The organism is Pseudomonas fluvialis, from assembly GCF_014207935.1.
GTDB classification, from domain to species: Bacteria; Pseudomonadota; Gammaproteobacteria; order Pseudomonadales; family Pseudomonadaceae; genus Aquipseudomonas; species Aquipseudomonas fluvialis_A.
This window is the reverse complement of sequence record NZ_JACHLL010000003.1, coordinates 147,522-167,140: the sequence shown is the minus strand read 5'-3', so window position 1 is coordinate 167,140 and position 19,619 is coordinate 147,522. Positions and strand designations below refer to the sequence as shown.

Below are 19,619 nucleotides of genomic sequence, written 5' to 3'. Positions count from 1 at the left end.
AATCAGTAGCCAAGCTGCACGGGCTGGCTGCCCGTCAGCGTCTCCTCTTCATACAGGCGCCATTGCTCGCCGCCTTCGCTGCCGAGCACTTCGATGAAACGGCGGCCCTGGGGGAAGTCCTGCAGCAGGCCGCGGTACAGATCGCCCTCGGCCGGTTGCAGGATGACCCGGCGATCGCGCTCAGGCTGGGTTGGCGAGATCAGGTTGAGCTCCAGCTGTTGCGGCTTGCTGATGCCCTGCAGCGTCAGCTCGGCGATGCCGCTGTCTTCATGCAGGGTCAGACTGCCGCGCATGCCCAGACGCTTGGCCAGGTCTTCGCGCTTCAGTGACTGGTTGATGCCCTTGCCGACGTCGTAATAGTTGTCGACCACTAGGCTGTCACCCTCGTTGACGGCGATGTACACCAGGCTAAGCCCGAGCACGACCGAGCTGGCCAGGATGGCAATGATGAACCAGGCCCAGAACTGCTTGTACCACTGGCTTGTAACGGGGGTTTCAGACTGCATGGTCAACCTTATCAACGTACGCTCGGGCCGATGAAGCGGCTGTCCGAGTCACTCTGGATGGACGGGTCGTCGACCGCTTTGACGGTGAAGACAATTTCATTGGTGCTCGACGGCAGCTTGTCCGGATCGATCGAGAGCTCCACCGGCAGCGAGAAGACTTCGCCTTCGGCAGCGGTGATTTCGCGCTTGCCTTCATAGTGCAGGCCTTCCAGGCCGCTCACTTCAATGACGAAAGTCTGCGCGCGCTGGGCCTTGTTCATGATCTTGACGTTGTACACGTTCTCGATGCGGCCTTCTTCGTTCTCGCGATAGAGCACGCGGTCCTTGAGGACGTCGAGCTCGACCAGGGAACGATTGAACACGGCATAACCGAACAGGCTCATCATGGCCAGCAGGGCAATGGCGTAGCCTATCAGGCGCGGGCGCAGCAGGTGGGTCTTCTGTCCCGAGAGATTGTGTTCAGTTGTGTAGCTGATCAGCCCGCGCGGATAGCCCATCTTGTCCATGATGCTGTCGCAGGCGTCGATACAGGCGGCGCAGGTGATGCACTCGAATTGCAGGCCATCGCGGATGTCGATGCCGGTGGGGCAGACGTGTACGCACATCTTGCAGTCGATGCAGTCGCCAAGGCCTTGTGCCTTGTAATCGGCGTCCTTCTTGCGCGCGCCACGGCTTTCGCCACGGCGGGTGTCATAGGAAACGATCAGGGTGTCCTTGTCGAACATCACGCTCTGGAAGCGGCCATACGGACACATGTAGATGCACACGTTTTCACGCAGCCAGCCGGCGTTGCCGTAGGTGGCGAGGGTAAAGAAACCGACCCAGAAGTACGCGTAGCTGTCCGCCTCGCCGCTGAGCAGGGAGGGGATCAGGTCGCGCACGGGGGTGAAGTAGCCGACGAAGGTCAGGCCGGTGACCAGGCCGATGAGAATCCACAGGCTGTGCTTTGCGCTCTTGCGCAGCAGCTTCTGCAGGCTCATGGGTTGCTTGTCGAGCTTCATGCGCTGGTTGCGGTCACCCTCGGTGACTTTTTCGCACCACATGAAGATCCAGGTCCAGACGCTCTGCGGGCAGGTATAGCCGCACCACACGCGTCCAGCGAATACGGTAATGAAGAACAGGCCGAAGGCACAGATGATCAGCAGCCAGGACAGCAACATGAAGTCCTGCGGCCAGATGGTCATGCCGAAGATGTAGAACTTGCGCTCGGGCAGGTCCCAGAGAACGGCCTGGCGATCGCCCCAGTTGATCCAGGCGGTACCGAAGTAGAGCAGGAAGAGAAAGGCTCCGCCGACCATGCGCAGGTTGCGGAAGATGCCGGTGAAGGCTTTGGTGTAGATCTTTTCCCGGCTGGCGTAGAGATCAACGGTGTTCTTGCCGTTGTTTGCCTTGGGAGTGACGTCTTTGACTGGGATCTGTTCGGTCATCACGGCGTACCACTGCTTTATTTAAGTATCCAGTCAGGTTTCGCCTGACTGGAATAAGCTTATAACTAAATCACATGGTACGCCTGATGGCGGTCTGCCTGTGTGCGACAGGGCGTCGCGGCAGAGGTGGGGAGTGCTTACTCCCCGGACTTCTTCTGCGACAGGCTGTACACGTAGGCAGCCAGCAGGTGCACCTTGTCATTGCCAAGGAACTCGGCCTGAGCCGGCATACGACCATTACGGCCATAGCGCAGCGTCTGCTGAACCTGGGCAAAGCTGGAGCCATAGAGCCAGGTCTTGTCGGTCAGGTTCGGCGCGCCCATGGCGTGCTGACCCTTACCTTCAGGACCGTGACAGGCTACACAATTGGTGGCAAACAGCTGTTGACCTGCGGCAACGTCGACCCCTTCCGGGTTCTTCAGACCTGACAGGCTGCGCACGTAGGCGGCGACGTTCTTGATGCCATCTTCACCGATTACTGCTGCCCAGGCCGGCATGGCTGCCTGACGGCCGCCCATGATGGTGGTCTTGATGGTTTCAGGTTCACCACCATACAGCCAGTCATTGTCGGTCAGGTTGGGGAAGCCGTGGTTGCCCTTGGCGTCGGAGCCGTGGCAGACCGAGCAGTTGGAAGCGAACAGACGGCTACCCATTTTCAGGGCCTGCTCGTCCTTGGCGACTTCTTCGATAGGCATGGCGGCGTATTTGGCGAAGATCGGACCGTATTGCTCGTCCGCCTTGGCCATTTCCTTTTCCCACTGGTGCACGCCGGTCCAGCCCTTTTCACCACTCTTGAAGCTGGTGGCGTCCTGGTAGCCCGGTAGCAGGCCTTTCCAGTTGCCCATGCCCGGGTACAGCAGCAGGTAGCCAACGCCAAACACCAAGGTGCTGACGAAGAGCATGAACCACCACTTGGGCAGCGGATTGTCGAACTCCTGAATGCCGTCAAAGGCGTGGTCCAGGGTTTCTTCGGTAGTGTCCTTGCGCTGGCCCTTGCGGGTGGCAAAGATCAACCAGGTCAGCCCCACGAGGGTGCCGCCGGTCAGGATGGTGATGTACCAACTCCAGAAAGTGGTCATTCGCTCTTACTCCTAGAAGCTTTTTCGTCACGCGCAGCGGCATCGGGCTCATCGGCGAAGGGCAGGTTGGCGGCTTCGTCAAATTCGCTCTTGCGACGGCTGCTGAAGGCCCAGAGGATCAGGCCGACAAAGGCGATTAGTACGACTGCGGTGCCCAGACCGCGAAGAGTCCCGATATCCATCATGCGTTACCGTGTGTTCTTGAGGCTGGTGCCCAGCACTTGCAGGTAGGCCACCAGGGCATCCATTTCGGTCTTGCCCTTGACGGCATCCTTGGCGCCAGCGATGTCTTCGTTGGTGTAAGGCACGCCCAAGGTGCGCATGGCTTCCAGCTTCTTGGCGGTGTTCTTGCCATCGAGCTTGTTTTCTACCAGCCATGGGTAAGCCGGCATCTTCGATTCCGGAACCACGTTGCGCGGGTTGTACAGGTGGGCGCGGTGCCAGTCGTCGGAGTAGCGGCCGCCTACGCGGGCCAGATCCGGACCGGTACGCTTGGAGCCCCACAGGAAGGGATGGTCGTAAACGCTCTCACCGGCAACCGAGTAGTGGCCGTAACGCTCGGTTTCGGCGCGGAATGGACGCACCATCTGCGAGTGGCAGCTGACGCAGCCTTCGCGGATGTACAGGTCGCGGCCTTCCAGCTGCAGGGCGGTGTAGGGCTTGAGGCCGGCTACCGGTTCGGTGGTTTCTTTCTGGAAGAACAGCGGCACGATCTGTACCAGACCGCCGATGGACACGGCCAGGACCATGCACAGGGCCATCAGGCCGATATTCTTCTCAAGGAATTCGTGTTTGCTGCTCATCAGTGGGCTGCCTCTACAGTGAACTTGGCTGCAGCTTCGTATTCAGCCGGGTTGGCGGCACGCACGGTACGCCAGGTGTTGTAGGCCATCAGCAGCATGCCGGTGACAAAGAAGGCGCCGCCGATCATGCGCACCAGGTAGCCGATGTGGCTGGCTTCCAGGGCTTCAACGAAGGAGTAGGTGAGGGTGCCGTCTTCGTTGACTGCACGCCACATCAGGCCCTGGGTGATGCCGTTGACCCACATGGAGGCGATGTACAGCACGGTACCGACGGTGGCCAGCCAGAAGTGGGCATTGATCAGGGCGATGCTGTGCATCTGCTGACGGCCAAACACTTTCGGGATCAGGTGGTAGATCGAGCCGATGGAGATCATCGCTACCCAGCCAAGGGCGCCGGCGTGTACGTGGCCGATGGTCCAGTCGGTGTAGTGGGACAGGGCGTTGACGGTCTTGATGGCCATCATCGGGCCTTCGAAAGTGGACATGCCGTAGAAGGCCAGGGACACCACCAGGAAGCGCAGGATCGGGTCGGTGCGCAGCTTATGCCAGGCGCCCGACAGGGTCATCATGCCGTTGATCATGCCGCCCCAGCTTGGCGCCAGCAGGATCAGGGACATCACCATGCCCAGGGACTGAGCCCAGTCCGGCAGAGCCGTGTAGTGCAGGTGGTGCGGACCGGCCCAGATGTACAGGGTGATCAGCGCCCAGAAGTGCACGATGGACAGGCGATAGGAGTAAATCGGGCGGGCGGCCTGCTTCGGTACGAAGTAGTACATCATGCCGAGGAAGCCGGCAGTCAGGAAGAAGCCCACGGCGTTGTGGCCGTACCACCACTGGATCATCGCGTCGGTCGCGCCCGAATAGATCGAGTAGGACTTCAGCGCACCAACCGGCAGTTCCAGGTTGTTGACGATGTGCAGCAGGGCCACGGTGAGGATGAAGCCACCGAAGAACCAGTTGCCGACATAGATGTGCTTGGTGGTGCGCTTGACGATGGTGCCGAAGAAGACCAGGGCATAGCTTACCCAGACCACGGCGATCAGGATGTCGATCGGCCATTCCAGCTCGGCGTATTCCTTTGAGGTGGTGTAGCCCAGCGGCAGCGTGACCACGGCCAGCACGATGATGGCCTGCCAGCCCCAGAAGGTGAAGGCGGCCAGCGAGTCAGAAATCAGTCGTGCCTGGGAGGTGCGCTGGACCACGTAGTAGGACGTGGCAAACAGTGCGCAGCCGCCGAAGGCGAAGATCACCGCGTTGGTATGCAGGGGGCGCAGACGGCCGAAGCTGGTCCACGGGAGGCCAAGGTTGAGTTCCGGCCACACCAATTGTGCGGCAATCAGAACACCGAGAGCCATGCCAATGACCCCCCAGATCACCGTCATGACGGCGAACTGGCGGACCACCTTATAGTTATAAGCAGTCTGACTGATTGCTGTGCTCATGCTAGGGGTTCCACGGTTAGAAGGAAGGCGCGCGACGCAAGGTCGCACCCGCTCAAAAAAGCGGCGGCAAGTATGGAGAAAGGCCATTTTCAATGCAACGACACACACTGAAACATTACGCCCGGCAGGGACTTGCAGCGGCTATGGATGCCTTCTCCTGTTCACTGCAAGCGGTGCAGGAGGATGCATCGAACCTGTGCGCAAAAAATGGCTCGCCTTGGAGTTGTGCGGGTGGCGATGCAAAACAGCTTAGCCGGCCGGCAGCAAAGACCAAGTCGTTCTGTCGGGTAAAGAGGTGCGACATCGGGTCGCATAAGGCGGGGAGGGCTGCGTGCCCGGTTTATCGTTCCGTTCGGGGCTGGACCCGAAGGAGTAGCGGCGCATCCTTGCGCCGCTGATCGTGCGCTTACTTGCTGGCGACTTCCGCCGGCTGCTGCGACAGGCTGTAGACGTAGGCAGCGAGCAGGTGAACCTTGTCGTTGCCCAGGTACTGTTCCTGTGCCGGCATCTGGCCGTTTCGGCCATAGCGCAGGGTCTGCTGAATCTGCACCAGGCTCGAACCGTAGATCCAGGCCGAAGGCTTGGTCAGGTCCGGAGCGCCCATCATCGGCATGCCTTTACCTTCGGCACCGTGACAGGCTGTGCAGTTAGTGGCGAACTGCTGCTTGCCGGCGGCCAGGTCGGCCTGGGTGCCTTCCGGCAGTTTCAGGCCGGCGAGGTCCTGACGCACATAGGCAGCCACGTTCTTCACGCCTTCCTCACCGAGGATCGCACCCCAGGCCGGCATGGCAGCCATGCGGCCGTGCAGGATGGTGGTCTTGATGCTGGCAGTGTCACCGCCCCAGCGCCAGCTGTTGTCAGCCAGGTTGGGGAAGCCCGGTGCGCCCTTGGCGTCCGAACCGTGGCAGATCGAGCAGTAGGTGGCGAACAGACGGTTGCCCATCTTCAGTGCCTGCGGATCCTTGGCGACATCTTCCAGTGGCATGGCGGCATATTTGGCGAAGATAGGGCCGTATTGCTCGTCAGCCCGGCTGACTTCGCGCTCCCACTGCTTGACCTGGGTCCAGCCGCCTTCATAACCCGGCAGCAGGCCTTTCCAGTTACCCAGCGCCGGGTAGAGGGCGAAATAGATCACGCCAAACACGATGGTGCCGACGAACAGCAGGAACCACCACTGCGGCAGCGGATTGTCATATTCCTCAATGCCGTCGAAGGCATGGCCCATGGTCTTGTCGGTGACGCCCTTTGTCTCACCCTTGCGGGTGCTGAAGATCAGCCACGTCAGCGCCACCAGGGTGCCGATGGTGAGGAGGGTGATGTACCCACTCCAGAACGAGGTCATGGTTGTTTACTCCTGATTTTTCGAGTTGCGGTCGTCGGCGAAGGGCAGCAGGGCGGCTTCATCGAAGCCGCTCTTGCGCTTGCCACTGAAGGCCCAGAGCACCAGACCGACAAAGGCGATCAGTACCAGTGCTGTGCCGAGACCCCGCAGAGTTCCGATATCCATGGTTGCTTACCGCTTGTTCTTCAGGCTGGTGCCGAGAACTTGCAGGTAGGCCACCAAGGCGTCCATTTCGGTTTTGCCCTTGACCGCGTCGCTGGCACCGGCGATGTCCGCGTCGCTATACGGCACGCCGAGGGTGCGCATGGCTTGCAGTTTCTTGGCGGTGTTCTTGCCGTCGAGCTGGTTTTCCACCAGCCACGGGTAAGCCGGCATCTTCGATTCCGGCACTACGTTGCGTGGGTTGTACAGGTGCGCACGGTGCCAGTCATCGGAGTAGCGGCTGCCGACACGGGCCAGATCCGGACCGGTCCGCTTGGAACCCCACAGGAACGGGTGGTCCCACACGCTCTCACCGGCAACCGAGTAGTGGCCGTAGCGCTCGGTCTCGGCGCGGAACGGACGGATCATCTGCGAATGGCAGCTGACGCAGCCTTCCTTGATGTAGATGTCGCGACCTTCCAGTTGCAGCGCGGTGTAAGGCTTGAGGCCTTCGACCGGCTGGGTGGTTTCCTTCTGGAAGAACAGCGGCACGATCTGCACCAGGCCGCCGATGGACACGGCCAGGACCATGCACAGGGCCATCAGACCGACGTTTTTCTCGAGAATTTCGTGTTTGCTGTTGTTACTCATCTCGCTGCTCCTCAGGCTGGCTGGCCGGCGGCTTGTACTTGTGCCGCAGTCGCGGAACTGACAGTGCGCCAGGTGTTGTAGGCCATCACCAGCATGCCGGTGAGGAAGATCGCACCACCGATCATGCGGACCATGAAGCCGATGTGGCCGGCCTCGAGGGCCTCAACGAAGGAGTAGGTGAGGGTGCCGTCTTCGTTGACTGCACGCCACATCAGGCCCTGGGTGATGCCGTTGACCCACATGGAGGCGATGTACAGCACGGTACCGATGGTGGCGAGCCAGAAGTGGGTGTTGATCAGGCCGGTGCTGTGCATCTCTTCACGACCGAAGACTTTCGGGATCAGGTGATACAGCGAGCCGATCGACACCATGGCTACCCAGCCGAGGGCGCCGGCGTGTACGTGGCCGATGGTCCAGTCGGTGTAGTGGGACAGGGCGTTGACGGTCTTGATGGCCATCATCGGGCCTTCGAAGGTGGACATGCCGTAGAAGGCCAGGGACACCACGAGGAAGCGCAGGATGGGGTCGCTACGCAGTTTGTGCCAGGCACCCGACAGGGTCATCATGCCGTTGATCATGCCGCCCCAGCTTGGCGCCAGCAGGATCAGGGACATCACCATGCCCAGGGACTGAGCCCAGTCCGGCAGCGCGGTGTAGTGCAGGTGGTGCGGACCGGCCCAGATGTACACGGCGATCAGTGCCCAGAAGTGCACGATGGACAGACGGTAGGAGTAGACCGGACGGCCTGCCTGCTTCGGCACGAAGTAGTACATCATGCCGAGGAAGCCGGCAGTCAGGAAGAAGCCTACGGCGTTGTGGCCGTACCACCACTGGATCATCGCGTCAGTCGCACCGGCGTAGGCCGAGTAGGACTTCAGGGCGGTAACCGGCAGTTCGGCGTTGTTGACCAGGTGCAGGATTGCCACGGTCAGGATGAAGCCGCCGAAGAACCAGTTGCCCACGTAGATGTGGCTGGTCTGGCGCTTGGCCACGGTGCCGAAGAACACAATGGCATAGGCTACCCAGACGACGGTGATCAGAATGTCGATCGGCCATTCCAGCTCGGCATACTCCTTGGAAGTCGTAATGCCCAGCGGCAGGGTGATGGCCGCCAGCAGGATCACCAGTTGCCAACCCCAGAAGGTGAAGGCCGCCAGTGGGCCACCAAACAGGCGCGCCTGACAGGTGCGCTGCACGGTGTAGTAGGAAGTGGCAAACAGTGCGCAACCGCCGAAGGCGAAGATCACCGCGTTGGTGTGCAGCGGACGCAAGCGCCCGAAGCTGGTCCAGGGCAGACCAAGGTTGAGTTCCGGCCAGACAAGCTGGGCCGCGATGAGGACGCCAACGGCCATCCCGACGATGCCCCAAATGACCGTCATAATGGCGAATTGGCGGACCACCTTGTAGTTGTAGGCAGTCTGCTGTGTGGTTGCTGTGCTCATGTTATGGGCTTCCATACACGGTTATGGATACTGGCTGCGCTTTTGCGCAGAACAAGCATCCGCAAAGCACAGCTTGCGGTTATTGACTGAGATCAATTGTCACAGAGTCGGTGGGGTTTTATGGAACTTGTCTGGAACCGGGCGGTCGGCAGGCCTTTTGCCACCCTGATCCTGGCCCATGGGGCGGGTGCCGGGATGGACTCGGCGGTGCTTGAGCAACTGGCGCAATGGCTTGCCGCCCGTGGCCTGGCGGTGGTGCGCTTCGAGTTCCCCTACATGGCCGCCAGGCGGCTGGATGGCAAGCGTCGGCCACCCGATCCACAGGCCCGTTTACTGGCCTGTTGGCGCGAGGTTTATGCGCTTGTGCGACAGCAGGTCGCAGGACCTGTGGTGCTGGCTGGCAAGTCCATGGGCGGGCGTATGGCCAGCCTGCTGGTCGATGAACTGGGGGCTGATGCTCTGGTGTGCTTCGGTTATCCGTTTCACCCGGCCGGCAAACCGGACACGCTGCGCGTCGAGCACCTGCACGGGCTGCGCGCGCCCACCCTGATCATCCAGGGGGAGCGTGATGCCTTGGGCAACCGCGGAGAAGTGGAGGGTTACACTCTGCCGGCGCGCATTGCTCTGCACTGGCTGACGGCGGCCGACCATGACCTGAAACCCTTCAAGAGCAGCGGCTTCAGCCATGAACAGCACCTGAAGGCCGCCGCCTCGGCGGTGGCGGACTGGGTCGAACGCCTCAGCGATTGAAGCGCTCGACCAGTGAGAACTGGCCCTTGGCGGTTTCGCTCAGGCCCAGGCTGAGTTCCGCGGTGCGATGCGCCGAGCCGGTGGTCTCCTCGGCCAGCTGGGCGATGGTCACTACCTTGTGGTTGATGTTCTCGGCCACCGCGCTCTGCTCTTCGGCAGCCGCGGCAATCTGGTCGGCCATGTCGGCTATATGCGCCACCGCGTCACTGATGCCGACCAGTGCGTCGTCGGCCTGCTGCACCTTGTGCACGCCTTCGTCGGCCTGACGGCGCCCGTTCTCCATGGTGGCCACGGCCTCTTCGGCCGTGCGCTGCAGCTTGGCGATCAGTTGGTGAATCTGCCCTGTCGACTCGGCCGTGCGACTGGCCAGGGAGCGCACTTCATCGGCGACCACCGCAAAGCCCCGACCCATTTCACCGGCCCGCGCCGCCTCGATGGCCGCATTGAGGGCGAGCAGGTTGGTCTGGTCGGCAATGCCCTTGATCACGTCGACCACGCCGCCGATCTCGCTGCTGTCCTGGGCCAGGCGGGTCACCGTCTCGCCGGTCTCGCTGACGGCATTGGACAGGCGCTGAATGGCGTCGCGCGCCTCGTCGGTAATGGCGCGGCCCTGGCGGGTCAGTAGGTTGGCCTGCTGGGTGGCATCAGCGGTGCGCTGCACATTGCTCGCCACCTCCTGGGTGGTGGAGGCCATCTGCTGGACGGCCGCAGCGACCTGTTCGGTTTCCAGGCGCTGCAGTTCAAGCCCGCCGGCACTGCTGCGGGCCAGACGGTCGGCATCGCTGGCCTGGCTGGTGAGCTGTTCAGCGGTGTCCTGCAGGCGTGTCAGGCAGGTTTTCAGGCGGGCTTCCTGGCTGAGCATGGCCATTTCCAGGCGCGCTTCGTCGCCCTGGCTGTCGGTGTACATCTGGGCAATCAGCGGATCGGAGGTGGCCTGCTCGGCAATTTTCAGCAGGCGCTGGGTGCTGCGGCCCTGCCAGGCCAGGCCCAGCAGGCCGAGGGGAATCGACAGCAGGGCAGCCAGAATGAAGCCCCAGTGGCCATCCAGCCAGGCGCCGATGGCCCAGCCGACCTGGCTCAGGAGAATGAACGGCAGCCAGTTGCGCAGCAGCGGTAGCCAGCGGTTGCTCGCGGGAATGGCGCTCTTGCCGCTGTTGATGCGCTGGTACAGGGCTTCGGCTCGGCGTACCTGTTCGGCGCTGGGCTTGACCCGCACCGATTCGTAACCGACCACCTGATTGCCTGCAAAGATCGGCGTGACGTAGGCGTTGACCCAGTAGTGGTCGCCGCTCTTGCAGCGGTTCTTGACGATGCCCATCCACGGCTTGCCCTGCTTGAGGGTGGTCCACAGGTGGCCGAATACCGCCGGCGGTACATCCGGGTGGCGAACCAGGTTGTGCGGGGCGCGCATCAGCTCTTCGCGGCTGTAACCGCTGATCTCGATGAAGGCCTCGTTACAGTAGGTGATTACACCCTTGAGGTCGGTGGTGGAGATCAGGCGCTGTTGCGCCGGAAAACTGCGCTCGCGCTGGGTAACGGGCTGGTTATTACGCATGGCATGGCTTCTCTGATGTTAACTCCTGCTCTTTGGCAGGCTTTCTTATTTATCGCCTGGCGGCGTCACAAGTTTAATCAGCCGCTGTTGTGAGCCTGCTCAGCCAGACAGCTGGTCGAGTCCTACAGGTATAGACCCCAGGCGGGTGTTCGGCTGGCGCTCAGGTATCATGCGCGTCATTGCATCTGGGGCTGCTGGCAGCCGGAGTGGAAAATGAACAGTCTGTTGCTGCATTGTCGTCCGGGTTTCGAGGGCGAGGTCTGCGCCGAGATCAGTGATCTGGCGGCGCGTCTGGAAGTGGCGGGCTATGCCCGCAGCAAGCCTAACCTGGCCTACGCCGAGTTCGTCTGCACCGAGCCGGGTGGCGCCGAGCGGCTGATGCGCAAGCTGCGCTTCAGTCGCCTGATCTTCATCCGCCAGTGGGCGCGCGGCAGCTTCCTGGCGTTGCCGGAAACCGACCGCATCAGCGTGTTGCTGGAGGCCCTGGCCGATTACCCGCAGGCCGGTAGCCTGTGGTTGGAAGTATTCGATACCAACGAAGGCAAGGAGCTTTCGGGCTTCTGCAAGAAATTCGAAGCGCCCCTGCGCAAGGCCCTGAGCAAGGCCGGCAAGCTGGTCGAGGATCGTCTCAAGCCGCGCCTGCTGCTGACCTTCAAGAGCGGTCGCGAGGTCTTTCTCGGTCTGGCCGAGGCCGATAACTCGGCATTCTGGCCGATGGGCATTCCGCGTCTGAAGTTCCCCCGCGAGGCCCCCAGTCGCTCGACGCTCAAACTGGAAGAGGCCTGGCACCACTTCATCCCGCGGGACGAGTGGGATACCCGCCTGGCGCCAGCGATGACCGCTGTGGACCTGGGCGCCGCACCGGGCGGCTGGACCTGGCAGCTGGTCAACCGGCACATCCGGGTCACCGCCGTGGACAACGGGCCGATGGCCGAAAGCCTGATGGATTCGGGGCTGGTGGAGCACCAGCGGGCCGATGGTTTCACCTTCAAGCCACGCAAGCCGGTGAACTGGATGGTCTGCGATATCGTCGAGAAGCCGGCACGCACGGCGGCGATGATCGAGACCTGGCTGGGCGAGGGCTGGTGCCAGGAGGCGGTGGTCAACCTCAAACTACCGATGAAGCAGCGTTTCGCCGAGGTGCAGCGCCTGCTGGAACGTATCGAGGACGGACTGAAGGCCCGCGGCCTGAAGGTCAGCATCGGCTGCAAGCAGCTGTACCACGACCGCGAGGAGGTGACCTGCCACCTGCGCCGTCTATAACGACGCAGGCACACCGACTCAGCGCTTTGCCAGCGGGGCGCTGAGCGGCAGCAGGGCGGGCAGCTCGACTTCGCCCTGCAGGGCTACCGCGCGCGGGCTCCATGAGCTGTTGAACAGGTACTGACCGCTGAAACCGCTGAACTGCAGGCCGAGCACGTCACCGGGTTGCAGTGCCGCGCTGACACTGGTCAGCTGCAGCTCGCGGCGTTGCCCCAGCGGTGTGACCTGCTCATCGAGTGTCTCGATGCGGCCATCGGCCCGCTTCACCGCCATGGCGGCAAACACCTGGGGCCGCTCATCGCTGCCCTGCAGGCTCAGGCGGGTGCTGCCCAGCAGAGCGCTGTGTTGCTCGATGGTGCGCAGCGGCACGAACTGGCTGGGGCTGAGCAGGCCGCTGGTCAGCGGCCGTACTTCGGTCAGCGGCAGTGCCACGCGTTCCCCGGCGGAAGGCAGCGCGTTCAGCGCCAGGCCTTGGCCCAGATTCAAGCTCACGCACAACTCTGGCACGCTGGCCGCCACGCCCGGGCGTCCGCGCAGTTTCTCCTCGTACCAGGCGACGATGGCCTGGTAGTAGTTGATCGCCCGTTCGCCGCAGTGCAGCACCGGTTCGTTGTTGAAGGGCGGCAGGCCACTCCAGGCTTGTGCCGGCGGCGGCAGGATATGACCGGCCTGCATGCCGAGCAGGCGTACGTCGCGCTGTCCCTGCTGCAGGCAGTCACGAATCTTGAGGCTCTGGTCGAGGGGGAACAGGGTATCGCGCATGCCCTGAATCAGCAGGGCGTCGGCCTGCGGGCGCTGCCCACGGTCACAGTAGCTGGTCAGGCTGTGGGCCTTGAGCTCGGCCTGTACCTCGGGGCGCATGGTGCCGTCGGCTGTGCGCAGGTAGGGTGCCTGGACAAACTTGCCGAGGTCGTAGCCGGTGGAGAGGCCAAGGCCAAGCAGTACGCCGCCCCAGCCGATCTTCAGGTCACCTTGCGGGGCCAGGGCATCGGCCAGGTCGTACCAGGTGGCAATGGGTACCAGCGCGTCGATGCGCGGGTCCTCGGCAGAGGCAAGCAACTGCACGGCGCCGCCATAGCTTTCGCCGAGCATGCCGACACGCGGGTCGTTGGGGCCATCCATCTGTAGGTGTGGCAGGTGGCTGGCCGACCAGTCGATGACCGCCAGGGCGTCCTGTACCTCATAGCGCGGGTCCATCATTTCGATGTTGCCCTCGCTGCCACCCCAGCCGCGCTGGTCGTAGCTGACCACCCAGTAGCCGGCTCGCCAGGCGGTCAGTGCCGCGCGGCCTGACATCATCTGGGTGCCATAGAAGCCATTCGGTCCGGTTACCCGCCAGCCGCCCCAGCCATGGGTGTGCACAACCAGCGGCGCCTCCTCGCCGGCCTTGAGGGCGGGCTGGAACACGGTGGCGGAGAGGCGCGTGCCGTCGCGGCCGGTGATTACCGTTTCGAAATGGGTGGCCGGCAGGTCGCGCTGGGCGCTCTGGCTGTAGTCGGGCAGTTGCTCGCGGGCGGCGCAGCCGCCCAGCAGCAGGCTGGCGGCGCAAAGGGTGATCAGGCGCATGGTGTTTTCTTGTTCGGGTCGCGGTGGGCGCAGCTTGCCCGAGCTGCGGGGCACAAGCCGCCCATCCAAGGTTGTGCGGCGAGAGGTGACCCTGTGGACCCGATCGGCGAGAATGCGCACCTGTCTTCGGAGGTTGCTGATGTCCCTGCAAGCTGACTCGATTCTCGATGCCACCGGTCTCAATTGCCCCGAGCCGGTGATGATGCTGCACAACAAGGTGCGTGACCTGGCTCCCGGCGGCCTGCTCAAGGTCATAGCCACCGATCCCTCGACTCGCCGCGATATTCCCAAGTTTTGCATGTTCCTCGGCCACGAGCTGGTCGAGCAGAGCGAAGCCAAGGGCACCTACCTGTACTGGATTCGCAAGAAGGCCGAGTGATGACGGCTGCGGTTAGCCGCCGTGAGCAGAGCGTTGCTGCTCGGCGGCTTCCGGGTGCGCGGCGCAGATGTACTCCACTGAGGTCTTCTTCGAGAAGGCGTAAGCCAGGCTGACGCCGAAGAATCCGCTGTAGCAGCGTGAAAGATGCGCGGCGTCGGTAAAACCGGCGGTTCTGATCGCCAGGGCCGTGGGCGTGCCGGCGAGCGACAGCTGGATGAAGTCGATCAGTCGGTACCACAGGCGATGCCGGCGCAGGGGGGCGCCGATGTGCAGGCCGAACAGCTTGATCAGGCCCGACTCGGAAAGCCCTACCTCTGCGGCCAGCGCGCTGACCGGAATATTGACCGTGGCGGTGTGCCTGAGGCGGGCGATGACCTGTGTCAGGCGCGGATCGAGGGTGACCGCGGTCCTGTCGACGTGCCGGTGGAGTATGGCGTCGGTGCGCGCCTGCGCCTCCTCGAAGTCGGGCCGGTCGTTACGCAGTTCGATCAGGCTTTCGATCAGCTCCTGCTCATGTGCATGCCGGTAGTAGATGCCGTGCCGGGCCGAACTCATCTGCCGTTTCAGCAGCAGGTAGTCGGGCTGCCCCGCATCCAGGTAGCAGGCCGCTATTACCGCGTCGCGATTGTCGATGGCGATTCTGCTGCCGGCGCGAATGAGGATGCTGCGGGCGCTGCTCCAGGGGTCGCCGTCGGACGTCCGGAAACGCACCGTGCCCTGCAGGCAGACCAGCAGCGAAGAGGCCGCCGCGTGCAGTTCGCGGATGCGCAGCTGGGTCTGACCCAGGTACAGGTAGCGCCTGCTGGAGACATAGATCAGGGCCGGTGGCTTGACTGTGCTCAGGGTATTCATACGTCTTGTTGTTATTGGGTATGAAGGCCGTCATTGGCATCAGGCTGCGCGCGGTGATCGGGTGACGCAGCGCCTGGAGACTCGATGTTCGCTGATTTTTCACGGCTGCCAAGGCTGATTTTGCAGAATCGAACCTAAGTATGAACGTTGCCAGGTGAGCGCTGGCTGGTGCTGTGCAAGGGCCTCAGGAGCGGGCGGTTGTAGCGGATGATTCCGCTCTACTGGGTGTGTGCGCCACGCGGGTCTGCGGGCTGTTACCGGGGGCTACAGATCCGCCTGGAAGCATTGGCAGGGGCAGGTCGGGTGGTTTCGATTCTTGTACGAACTGAGCCTTGGCGATTCTGGTGGCCCTCCAGTGCGATTGATAGCTTGGCCTGCACAGTTCGCGGCGACTCGGCCGTGATCGGTAGTGAAGTTCTTCTCGCGACAACAATAACAATGAGGTCTGTCCAATGAATGCCAAGCTATCCCTCGGCAAAACCCTGCTGCTCGCCGCCTCTCTGCTGGTAAGTGCCACTGCCTTCTCCGCGACCGGGCCATCCAGCCCCTGCAGCAATTGCACGCGTGGGCCCGATCCGACCGTCGCTTCGCTGAAAAGCGCCACGGGTCCCTATACCACCGCCAAATTTTCGGTCTCCGGTTACCTCAAAGGGTTTGGTGACAGCACGGTGTACTACCCGACCAATGCCAGCGGGAAAATGGGCGCGATTGCGGTCATTCCCGGCTATGTCTCCTATGAGGACAGCATCAAGTGGTGGGGGCCACGCCTGGCGTCCCATGGTTTCGTGGTGATGACCATGAACACCAGCACCATCTACGATCAGCCGGACAGCCGCGCCACCCAGCTGAGCAAGGCTCTGGACTACATGATCGCGCAGAGCGGCTCCAGCTCCAGCCCGATCTACAACAAGGTCGACAGCACCCGCCTGGGCGTCATCGGCTGGTCCATGGGCGGCGGTGGCACGCTGAAGCTGTCTACCCAGCGTTCGATCAATGCGATCATTCCGCAGGCGCCGTACTACGCCGGCAGCAACAGCTTCAACACGATCAAGACGCCGGCACTGATCCTGGCCTGCGGCGCCGATGCCGTTGCGCCGGTGGGCGTGCATGCCTCGCCGTTCTACAACCGGATTCCCGGCACCACGCCCAAGGCCTACCTGGAGATCTACGGCGGCTCGCATTTCTGCGCCAACTCGGGCTATCCGAATGAGGACCTGCTGGGCATGTACGGGATTGCCTGGATGAAGCGCTTCATCGACTTCGACAGCCGCTACAGCAAGTTCCTCTGCGGTCCGAATCACACCGCGGATCTGAACATCTCCGAGTACCGTCAGAACTGCAACTACTGAGTCCTGTGCCAGTCGCATCGGCAGTTATCAAGGACGGCTGCTGACAAACGGCTGAAAAAAGGGGGTGGACCTGGTCGGGTTCGCCCCCTTTTTTTGTAACTGCTTGATCGTCACCACGATGGAGAGCCCAGGTGGCGGTGCCGGTCGATTACGACGGCCTGTGCAGACGGATATGCCGCCTGGCACTGCGCGCCAGACGCACACCGAGCAACAGGGCGGCGCAGGTCAGCCCGACCACCAGGCCCTGCCACAGCCCCTGCGGGCCGCTGGGCTCGCCCAGCCAGTCGGAGAGGCCCAGGCTGTAACCCACCGGCAAGCCAATGCCCCAGTACGCCAGCAGAGTGATCAGCATGGTCACGCGGGTGTCCTGATAGCCGCGCAGGGCGCCGGCGGCAGTGACCTGGATGGCATCGGAAAACTGGAAGAACGCCGAGTAGATCAGTAGCGAGCCAGCCACCCCGATCACGGCCAGGTCCGGGGTGTAGATTTCGGCGATATCCGTGCGCAACCAGAGCATGCCGCTGGCCGACAGGCAGGCATACGCCAGGGCGGTGGCCATGGCGACGCCGGCGGCAAAACGCGCCTCGCGCGGTTCGCGGCGCCCCAGCGCCTGACCCACCCGCACCGTGGCGGCCATGCCCAGCGAGTAGGGAATCATGAACACCATGGAGCTGAAGTTGAGCGCAATCTGATGGCCCGCCACCACAGTGGCGCCTAGCCCGCCAATCAGCAGGGCAATCACCGAGAAGATGCTGGCTTCGGCAAAGATCGACACGCCGATCGGCAGGCCGACGCTAAGCAGGCGGCGGATCACCCGGCCCTGTGGCCAGTCGAAACGGCGCAGCAATCCGCTGGACTGGTAATAGGGCGCCCATGCCACCCAGATCAGCATGCCCAGCAGCATGGCGACCATCACCAGGGCCGTGGCCCAGCCGCAACCCACGCCGCCCATGGCCGGCAGGCCGAGCTTGCCGTAGATGAAGATGTAGTTCAGCGGGATGTTCAGCAGCAGACCGAGCAGGCCCAACACCATGGTGGGCCGGGTATGGCCCAGGCCATCGCTGAAGCAGCGCAGCACGTGGTACAGCGCCACCGCCGGGAAACCGCAGGCCACCGCGCGCAGGTAGCCCATGGCAGGCTCGATCAGCTCGGCATCGACCTGCATCCAGTGCAGCACCGGTTCGGCATTCCACAGCGTCACGGCAGCCAGCAGGCCTACAGCCAGCGCCAGCCACAACGCCTGGCGCACCAGCGGACCGATCTCATCGTGTTTGCCGGCGCCAAAGCGTTGCGCCACCTTGGGTGTGGTGGCCAGCAGTACGCCGGTCATCAGCAGGAACACCGGTACCCACAGTGAGTTGCCCAGCGCGACCGCGGCCAGATCGCGGGGGCTGACCCGGCCGGCCATTACGGTATCGACAAAGCCCATGGCTGTGTGGGCCAGCTGGGCAATGATGATCGGGATGGCGAGGGCGAGCAGGGCACGCAGTTCGGTGCGAATGCGCTGCAGGCGGGGGGCAAGGGAGGACACGCGGCTTCAACCTGACAAGGAAAAGCGGCCTAGTCTACGCCCTGACGCACCGGTCAGAAAAGCCGCGGCGGGTCGCGATGACGTAGAATGCGCGGCATTGATGGGAGAGGGCGCCATGCTGCTAGTTGCCGACGAAAACATTCCGCTGCTCGACGAGTTCTTTGCCAACTTTGGTGAAATCCGCCGCTACCCGGGGCGCAGCATCAGTGCCGAGCAGGTGCGTGATGCCGATGCGCTGCTGGTGCGCTCGGTGACCCGGGTGGACGAGGCCCTGCTGGCCGGCAGCCGGGTGCGCTTTGTCGGCACATGTACCATCGGTACCGACCATCTGGATCTGGCCTATTTCGCCGGAGCGGGTATCCACTGGGCCAGTGCCCCGGGCTGCAACGCGCGCGGCGTGGTGGATTACGTGCTGGGCAGCCTGCTGGCGCTGGCCGAGCAGACCGGCCAGCGCCTGGATCAGCTGGTTTACGGGGTGGTGGGCGCCGGTCAGGTGGGTAGTCGCCTAGTACGCGTGCTGCAGGGGTTGGGCTGGCAGGTGCGGGTGTGCGATCCGCCTCGCCAGGCGGCCGAAGGCGGCGACTTCGTCGAACTGGCGCAGATCCTTGGCGAGTGCGATGTGATCAGCCTGCACACGCCTTTGACCCGCGAGGGCGACCATGCGACTCATCACCTGATCGGCGCCGCGCAGTTGCAGGCGCTCAAGCCGGGCACCTGGCTGATCAATGCCAGTCGCGGGGCGGTGGTGGATAACGCCGCCCTGCGGGCGCATCTGGAGGCGGATGCCGAGCTGGAGGTGGTGCTGGATGTGTGGGAGGGCGAGCCGCAGGTGGATGTCGAGCTGGCGGCTTTGTGCCAGTTGGCTACCCCGCATATCGCCGGCTACAGCCTGGACGGCAAGCTGCGCGGCACGGCGATGATCCACGAGGCGTTCTGCGCGTTTCTCGGGCAGGTACCGCAGCGCCATCTCAGCGACTTGCTGCCGACGCCCTGGCTGAGCGAGTTGCAGGTGGCGCCCGAGGCATCGCCCGATTGGCTGCTGGCCCAGGTGTGCCGCGCGGTCTATGACCCGCGCCTGGATGACGCCAACTTCCTGCGTTCGTTACAGGGCGATGCCGCCACGCGGCGTGCCGCGTTCGATCAGCTGCGCAAGCATTATCCCTATCGTCGGGAGATCGATGGGCTCAAGGTCAGGATGCTGGGGGAAAATCCCGCCCAGAGCGCACTGCTGCACGCCCTGGGGGTGCAGCTGGTGTGATCAGCCGCGCTTGGCGCTGGCCAGGCTGCAGTTATCCAGCTCGCGGCAGGCCAGCTGGACCATGGCCTCGGTGATCGGTACTTCGCGCCCTTGGGCATCGATGATGCTGCCGCCCAGCGCCTGATTGGCAGCCGGGGCAGTGAAACGAGGGGCCTGCTGGACGTTGTTCTGTACTTGCATGGTGACTTCCTCATCAGGGTGTGCTGGCAGTCTAGGCCGTGGGCATGACTGCTCTGTGACAGTGTCGGCAACCGGCCGGAAGGTTCAGGCTAGCCGGCTTTTT

Annotated in this window: 20 protein-coding genes; 5 read left to right on the top strand and 15 right to left on the bottom strand. The window is 63.1% G+C overall.

Annotated elements, in window-relative coordinates; translation table 11 throughout:
• Positions 1-2: 2 nt before the first annotated feature.
• From HNP49_RS09775 to ccoN (HNP49_RS09730), 10 genes are all read right to left on the bottom strand, one after another.
• Positions 3-506, bottom strand: coding sequence for a FixH family protein (locus HNP49_RS09775; RefSeq protein ID WP_184682788.1), 504 nt, complete (start codon positions 504-506; stop codon positions 3-5).
• 11 nt (positions 507-517) lie between these two features.
• Positions 518-1,933, bottom strand: a complete 1,416-nt coding sequence (gene ccoG, locus HNP49_RS09770) for a cytochrome c oxidase accessory protein CcoG (RefSeq protein ID WP_184682787.1) — start codon at positions 1,931-1,933, stop codon at positions 518-520.
• A gap of 137 nt (positions 1,934-2,070) precedes the next feature.
• Positions 2,071-3,012 (bottom strand): cytochrome-c oxidase, cbb3-type subunit III, encoded by a 942-nt coding sequence (gene ccoP / locus HNP49_RS09765; RefSeq protein WP_095938694.1) that lies wholly within the window; start codon positions 3,010-3,012, stop codon positions 2,071-2,073.
• Positions 3,009-3,194: a cbb3-type cytochrome c oxidase subunit 3 gene (locus HNP49_RS09760; protein WP_095939046.1), complete on the bottom strand. Its 186-nt coding sequence runs from the start codon at positions 3,192-3,194 to the stop codon at positions 3,009-3,011. Before HNP49_RS09760 ends, ccoP (HNP49_RS09765) begins: the two co-directional genes overlap by 4 nt.
• A 6-nt stretch (positions 3,195-3,200) precedes the next feature.
• Complete coding sequence (ccoO, locus tag HNP49_RS09755) at positions 3,201-3,815, bottom strand: cytochrome-c oxidase, cbb3-type subunit II (RefSeq protein WP_184682785.1); 615 nt, start codon at positions 3,813-3,815, stop codon at positions 3,201-3,203.
• Positions 3,815-5,257 carry a cytochrome-c oxidase, cbb3-type subunit I gene (gene ccoN, locus HNP49_RS09750; protein ID WP_184682784.1) on the bottom strand — a complete coding sequence of 481 codons (1,443 nt, stop codon included), beginning with the start codon at positions 5,255-5,257 and terminating at the stop codon, positions 3,815-3,817. Before ccoN (HNP49_RS09750) ends, ccoO (HNP49_RS09755) begins: the two co-directional genes overlap by 1 nt.
• 406 nt (positions 5,258-5,663) lie before the next feature.
• Positions 5,664-6,599, bottom strand: coding sequence for a cytochrome-c oxidase, cbb3-type subunit III (gene ccoP / locus HNP49_RS09745; RefSeq protein WP_184682782.1), 936 nt, complete (start codon positions 6,597-6,599; stop codon positions 5,664-5,666).
• Between the two features lie 6 nt (positions 6,600-6,605).
• A complete protein-coding gene (locus HNP49_RS09740) occupies positions 6,606-6,764 on the bottom strand; it encodes a cbb3-type cytochrome c oxidase subunit 3 (RefSeq protein ID WP_184682780.1) in 159 nt (52 codons plus the stop codon).
• A 6-nt stretch (positions 6,765-6,770) separates the two neighbouring features.
• Positions 6,771-7,391: a cytochrome-c oxidase, cbb3-type subunit II gene (gene ccoO, locus HNP49_RS09735; protein WP_184682778.1), complete on the bottom strand. Its 621-nt coding sequence runs from the start codon at positions 7,389-7,391 to the stop codon at positions 6,771-6,773.
• 11 nt (positions 7,392-7,402) lie between these two features.
• Positions 7,403-8,833: a cytochrome-c oxidase, cbb3-type subunit I gene (gene ccoN / locus HNP49_RS09730; RefSeq protein ID WP_184682777.1), complete on the bottom strand. Its 1,431-nt coding sequence runs from the start codon at positions 8,831-8,833 to the stop codon at positions 7,403-7,405.
• Between the two features lie 120 nt (positions 8,834-8,953).
• Here ccoN (HNP49_RS09730) and HNP49_RS09725 point away from each other — a divergent pair, with 120 nt between their 5' ends.
• Positions 8,954-9,583 (top strand): alpha/beta family hydrolase, encoded by a 630-nt coding sequence (locus tag HNP49_RS09725; RefSeq protein WP_184682775.1) that lies wholly within the window; start codon positions 8,954-8,956, stop codon positions 9,581-9,583.
• On the opposite strand, the gene HNP49_RS09720 is transcribed toward HNP49_RS09725, so the two are convergent.
• On the bottom strand, positions 9,573-11,138 hold the full coding sequence (locus HNP49_RS09720; RefSeq protein WP_184682774.1) for a PAS domain-containing methyl-accepting chemotaxis protein: 1,566 nt from the start codon (positions 11,136-11,138) through the stop codon (positions 9,573-9,575). The genes HNP49_RS09725 and HNP49_RS09720 overlap by 11 nt on opposite strands.
• A 213-nt stretch (positions 11,139-11,351) precedes the next feature.
• Between HNP49_RS09720 and rlmM the strand changes: the two genes are divergently transcribed.
• A complete protein-coding gene (gene rlmM / locus HNP49_RS09715) occupies positions 11,352-12,401 on the top strand; it encodes a 23S rRNA (cytidine(2498)-2'-O)-methyltransferase RlmM (protein ID WP_184682772.1) in 1,050 nt (349 codons plus the stop codon).
• 18 nt (positions 12,402-12,419) lie between these two features.
• On the opposite strand, the gene HNP49_RS09710 is transcribed toward rlmM, so the two are convergent.
• The gene (locus HNP49_RS09710) at positions 12,420-13,967 is read right to left on the bottom strand and encodes a S9 family peptidase (RefSeq protein ID WP_184682770.1); all 1,548 of its coding nucleotides are present in this window, start codon (positions 13,965-13,967) and stop codon (positions 12,420-12,422) included.
• 139 nt (positions 13,968-14,106) lie between these two features.
• On the opposite strand from HNP49_RS09710, the gene tusA reads away from it, so the two are divergent.
• Positions 14,107-14,346: a sulfurtransferase TusA gene (gene tusA, locus HNP49_RS09705; protein ID WP_184682768.1), complete on the top strand. Its 240-nt coding sequence runs from the start codon at positions 14,107-14,109 to the stop codon at positions 14,344-14,346.
• A 12-nt stretch (positions 14,347-14,358) separates the two neighbouring features.
• On the opposite strand, the gene HNP49_RS09700 is transcribed toward tusA, so the two are convergent.
• Entirely contained in the window at positions 14,359-15,198 is an 840-nt protein-coding gene (locus tag HNP49_RS09700) for a hypothetical protein (RefSeq protein ID WP_184682767.1), read from the bottom strand.
• A gap of 452 nt (positions 15,199-15,650) precedes the next feature.
• Here HNP49_RS09700 and HNP49_RS09695 point away from each other — a divergent pair, with 452 nt between their 5' ends.
• Positions 15,651-16,547: a dienelactone hydrolase family protein gene (locus HNP49_RS09695; protein WP_184682765.1), complete on the top strand. Its 897-nt coding sequence runs from the start codon at positions 15,651-15,653 to the stop codon at positions 16,545-16,547.
• A gap of 148 nt (positions 16,548-16,695) precedes the next feature.
• Here HNP49_RS09695 and HNP49_RS09690 read toward each other — a convergent pair whose 3' ends face one another.
• Complete coding sequence (locus HNP49_RS09690) at positions 16,696-18,078, bottom strand: MATE family efflux transporter (protein ID WP_184682764.1); 1,383 nt, start codon at positions 18,076-18,078, stop codon at positions 16,696-16,698.
• A gap of 115 nt (positions 18,079-18,193) precedes the next feature.
• Here HNP49_RS09690 and pdxB point away from each other — a divergent pair, with 115 nt between their 5' ends.
• Entirely contained in the window at positions 18,194-19,336 is a 1,143-nt protein-coding gene (pdxB, locus tag HNP49_RS09685) for a 4-phosphoerythronate dehydrogenase PdxB (RefSeq protein WP_184682762.1), read from the top strand.
• Here the strand turns inward: pdxB and HNP49_RS09680 are convergent, their stop codons facing one another.
• Positions 19,337-19,516, bottom strand: coding sequence for a PA1571 family protein (locus tag HNP49_RS09680; protein ID WP_184682760.1), 180 nt, complete (start codon positions 19,514-19,516; stop codon positions 19,337-19,339). It abuts the gene before it with no gap.
• Positions 19,517-19,619 lie beyond the last annotated feature (103 nt).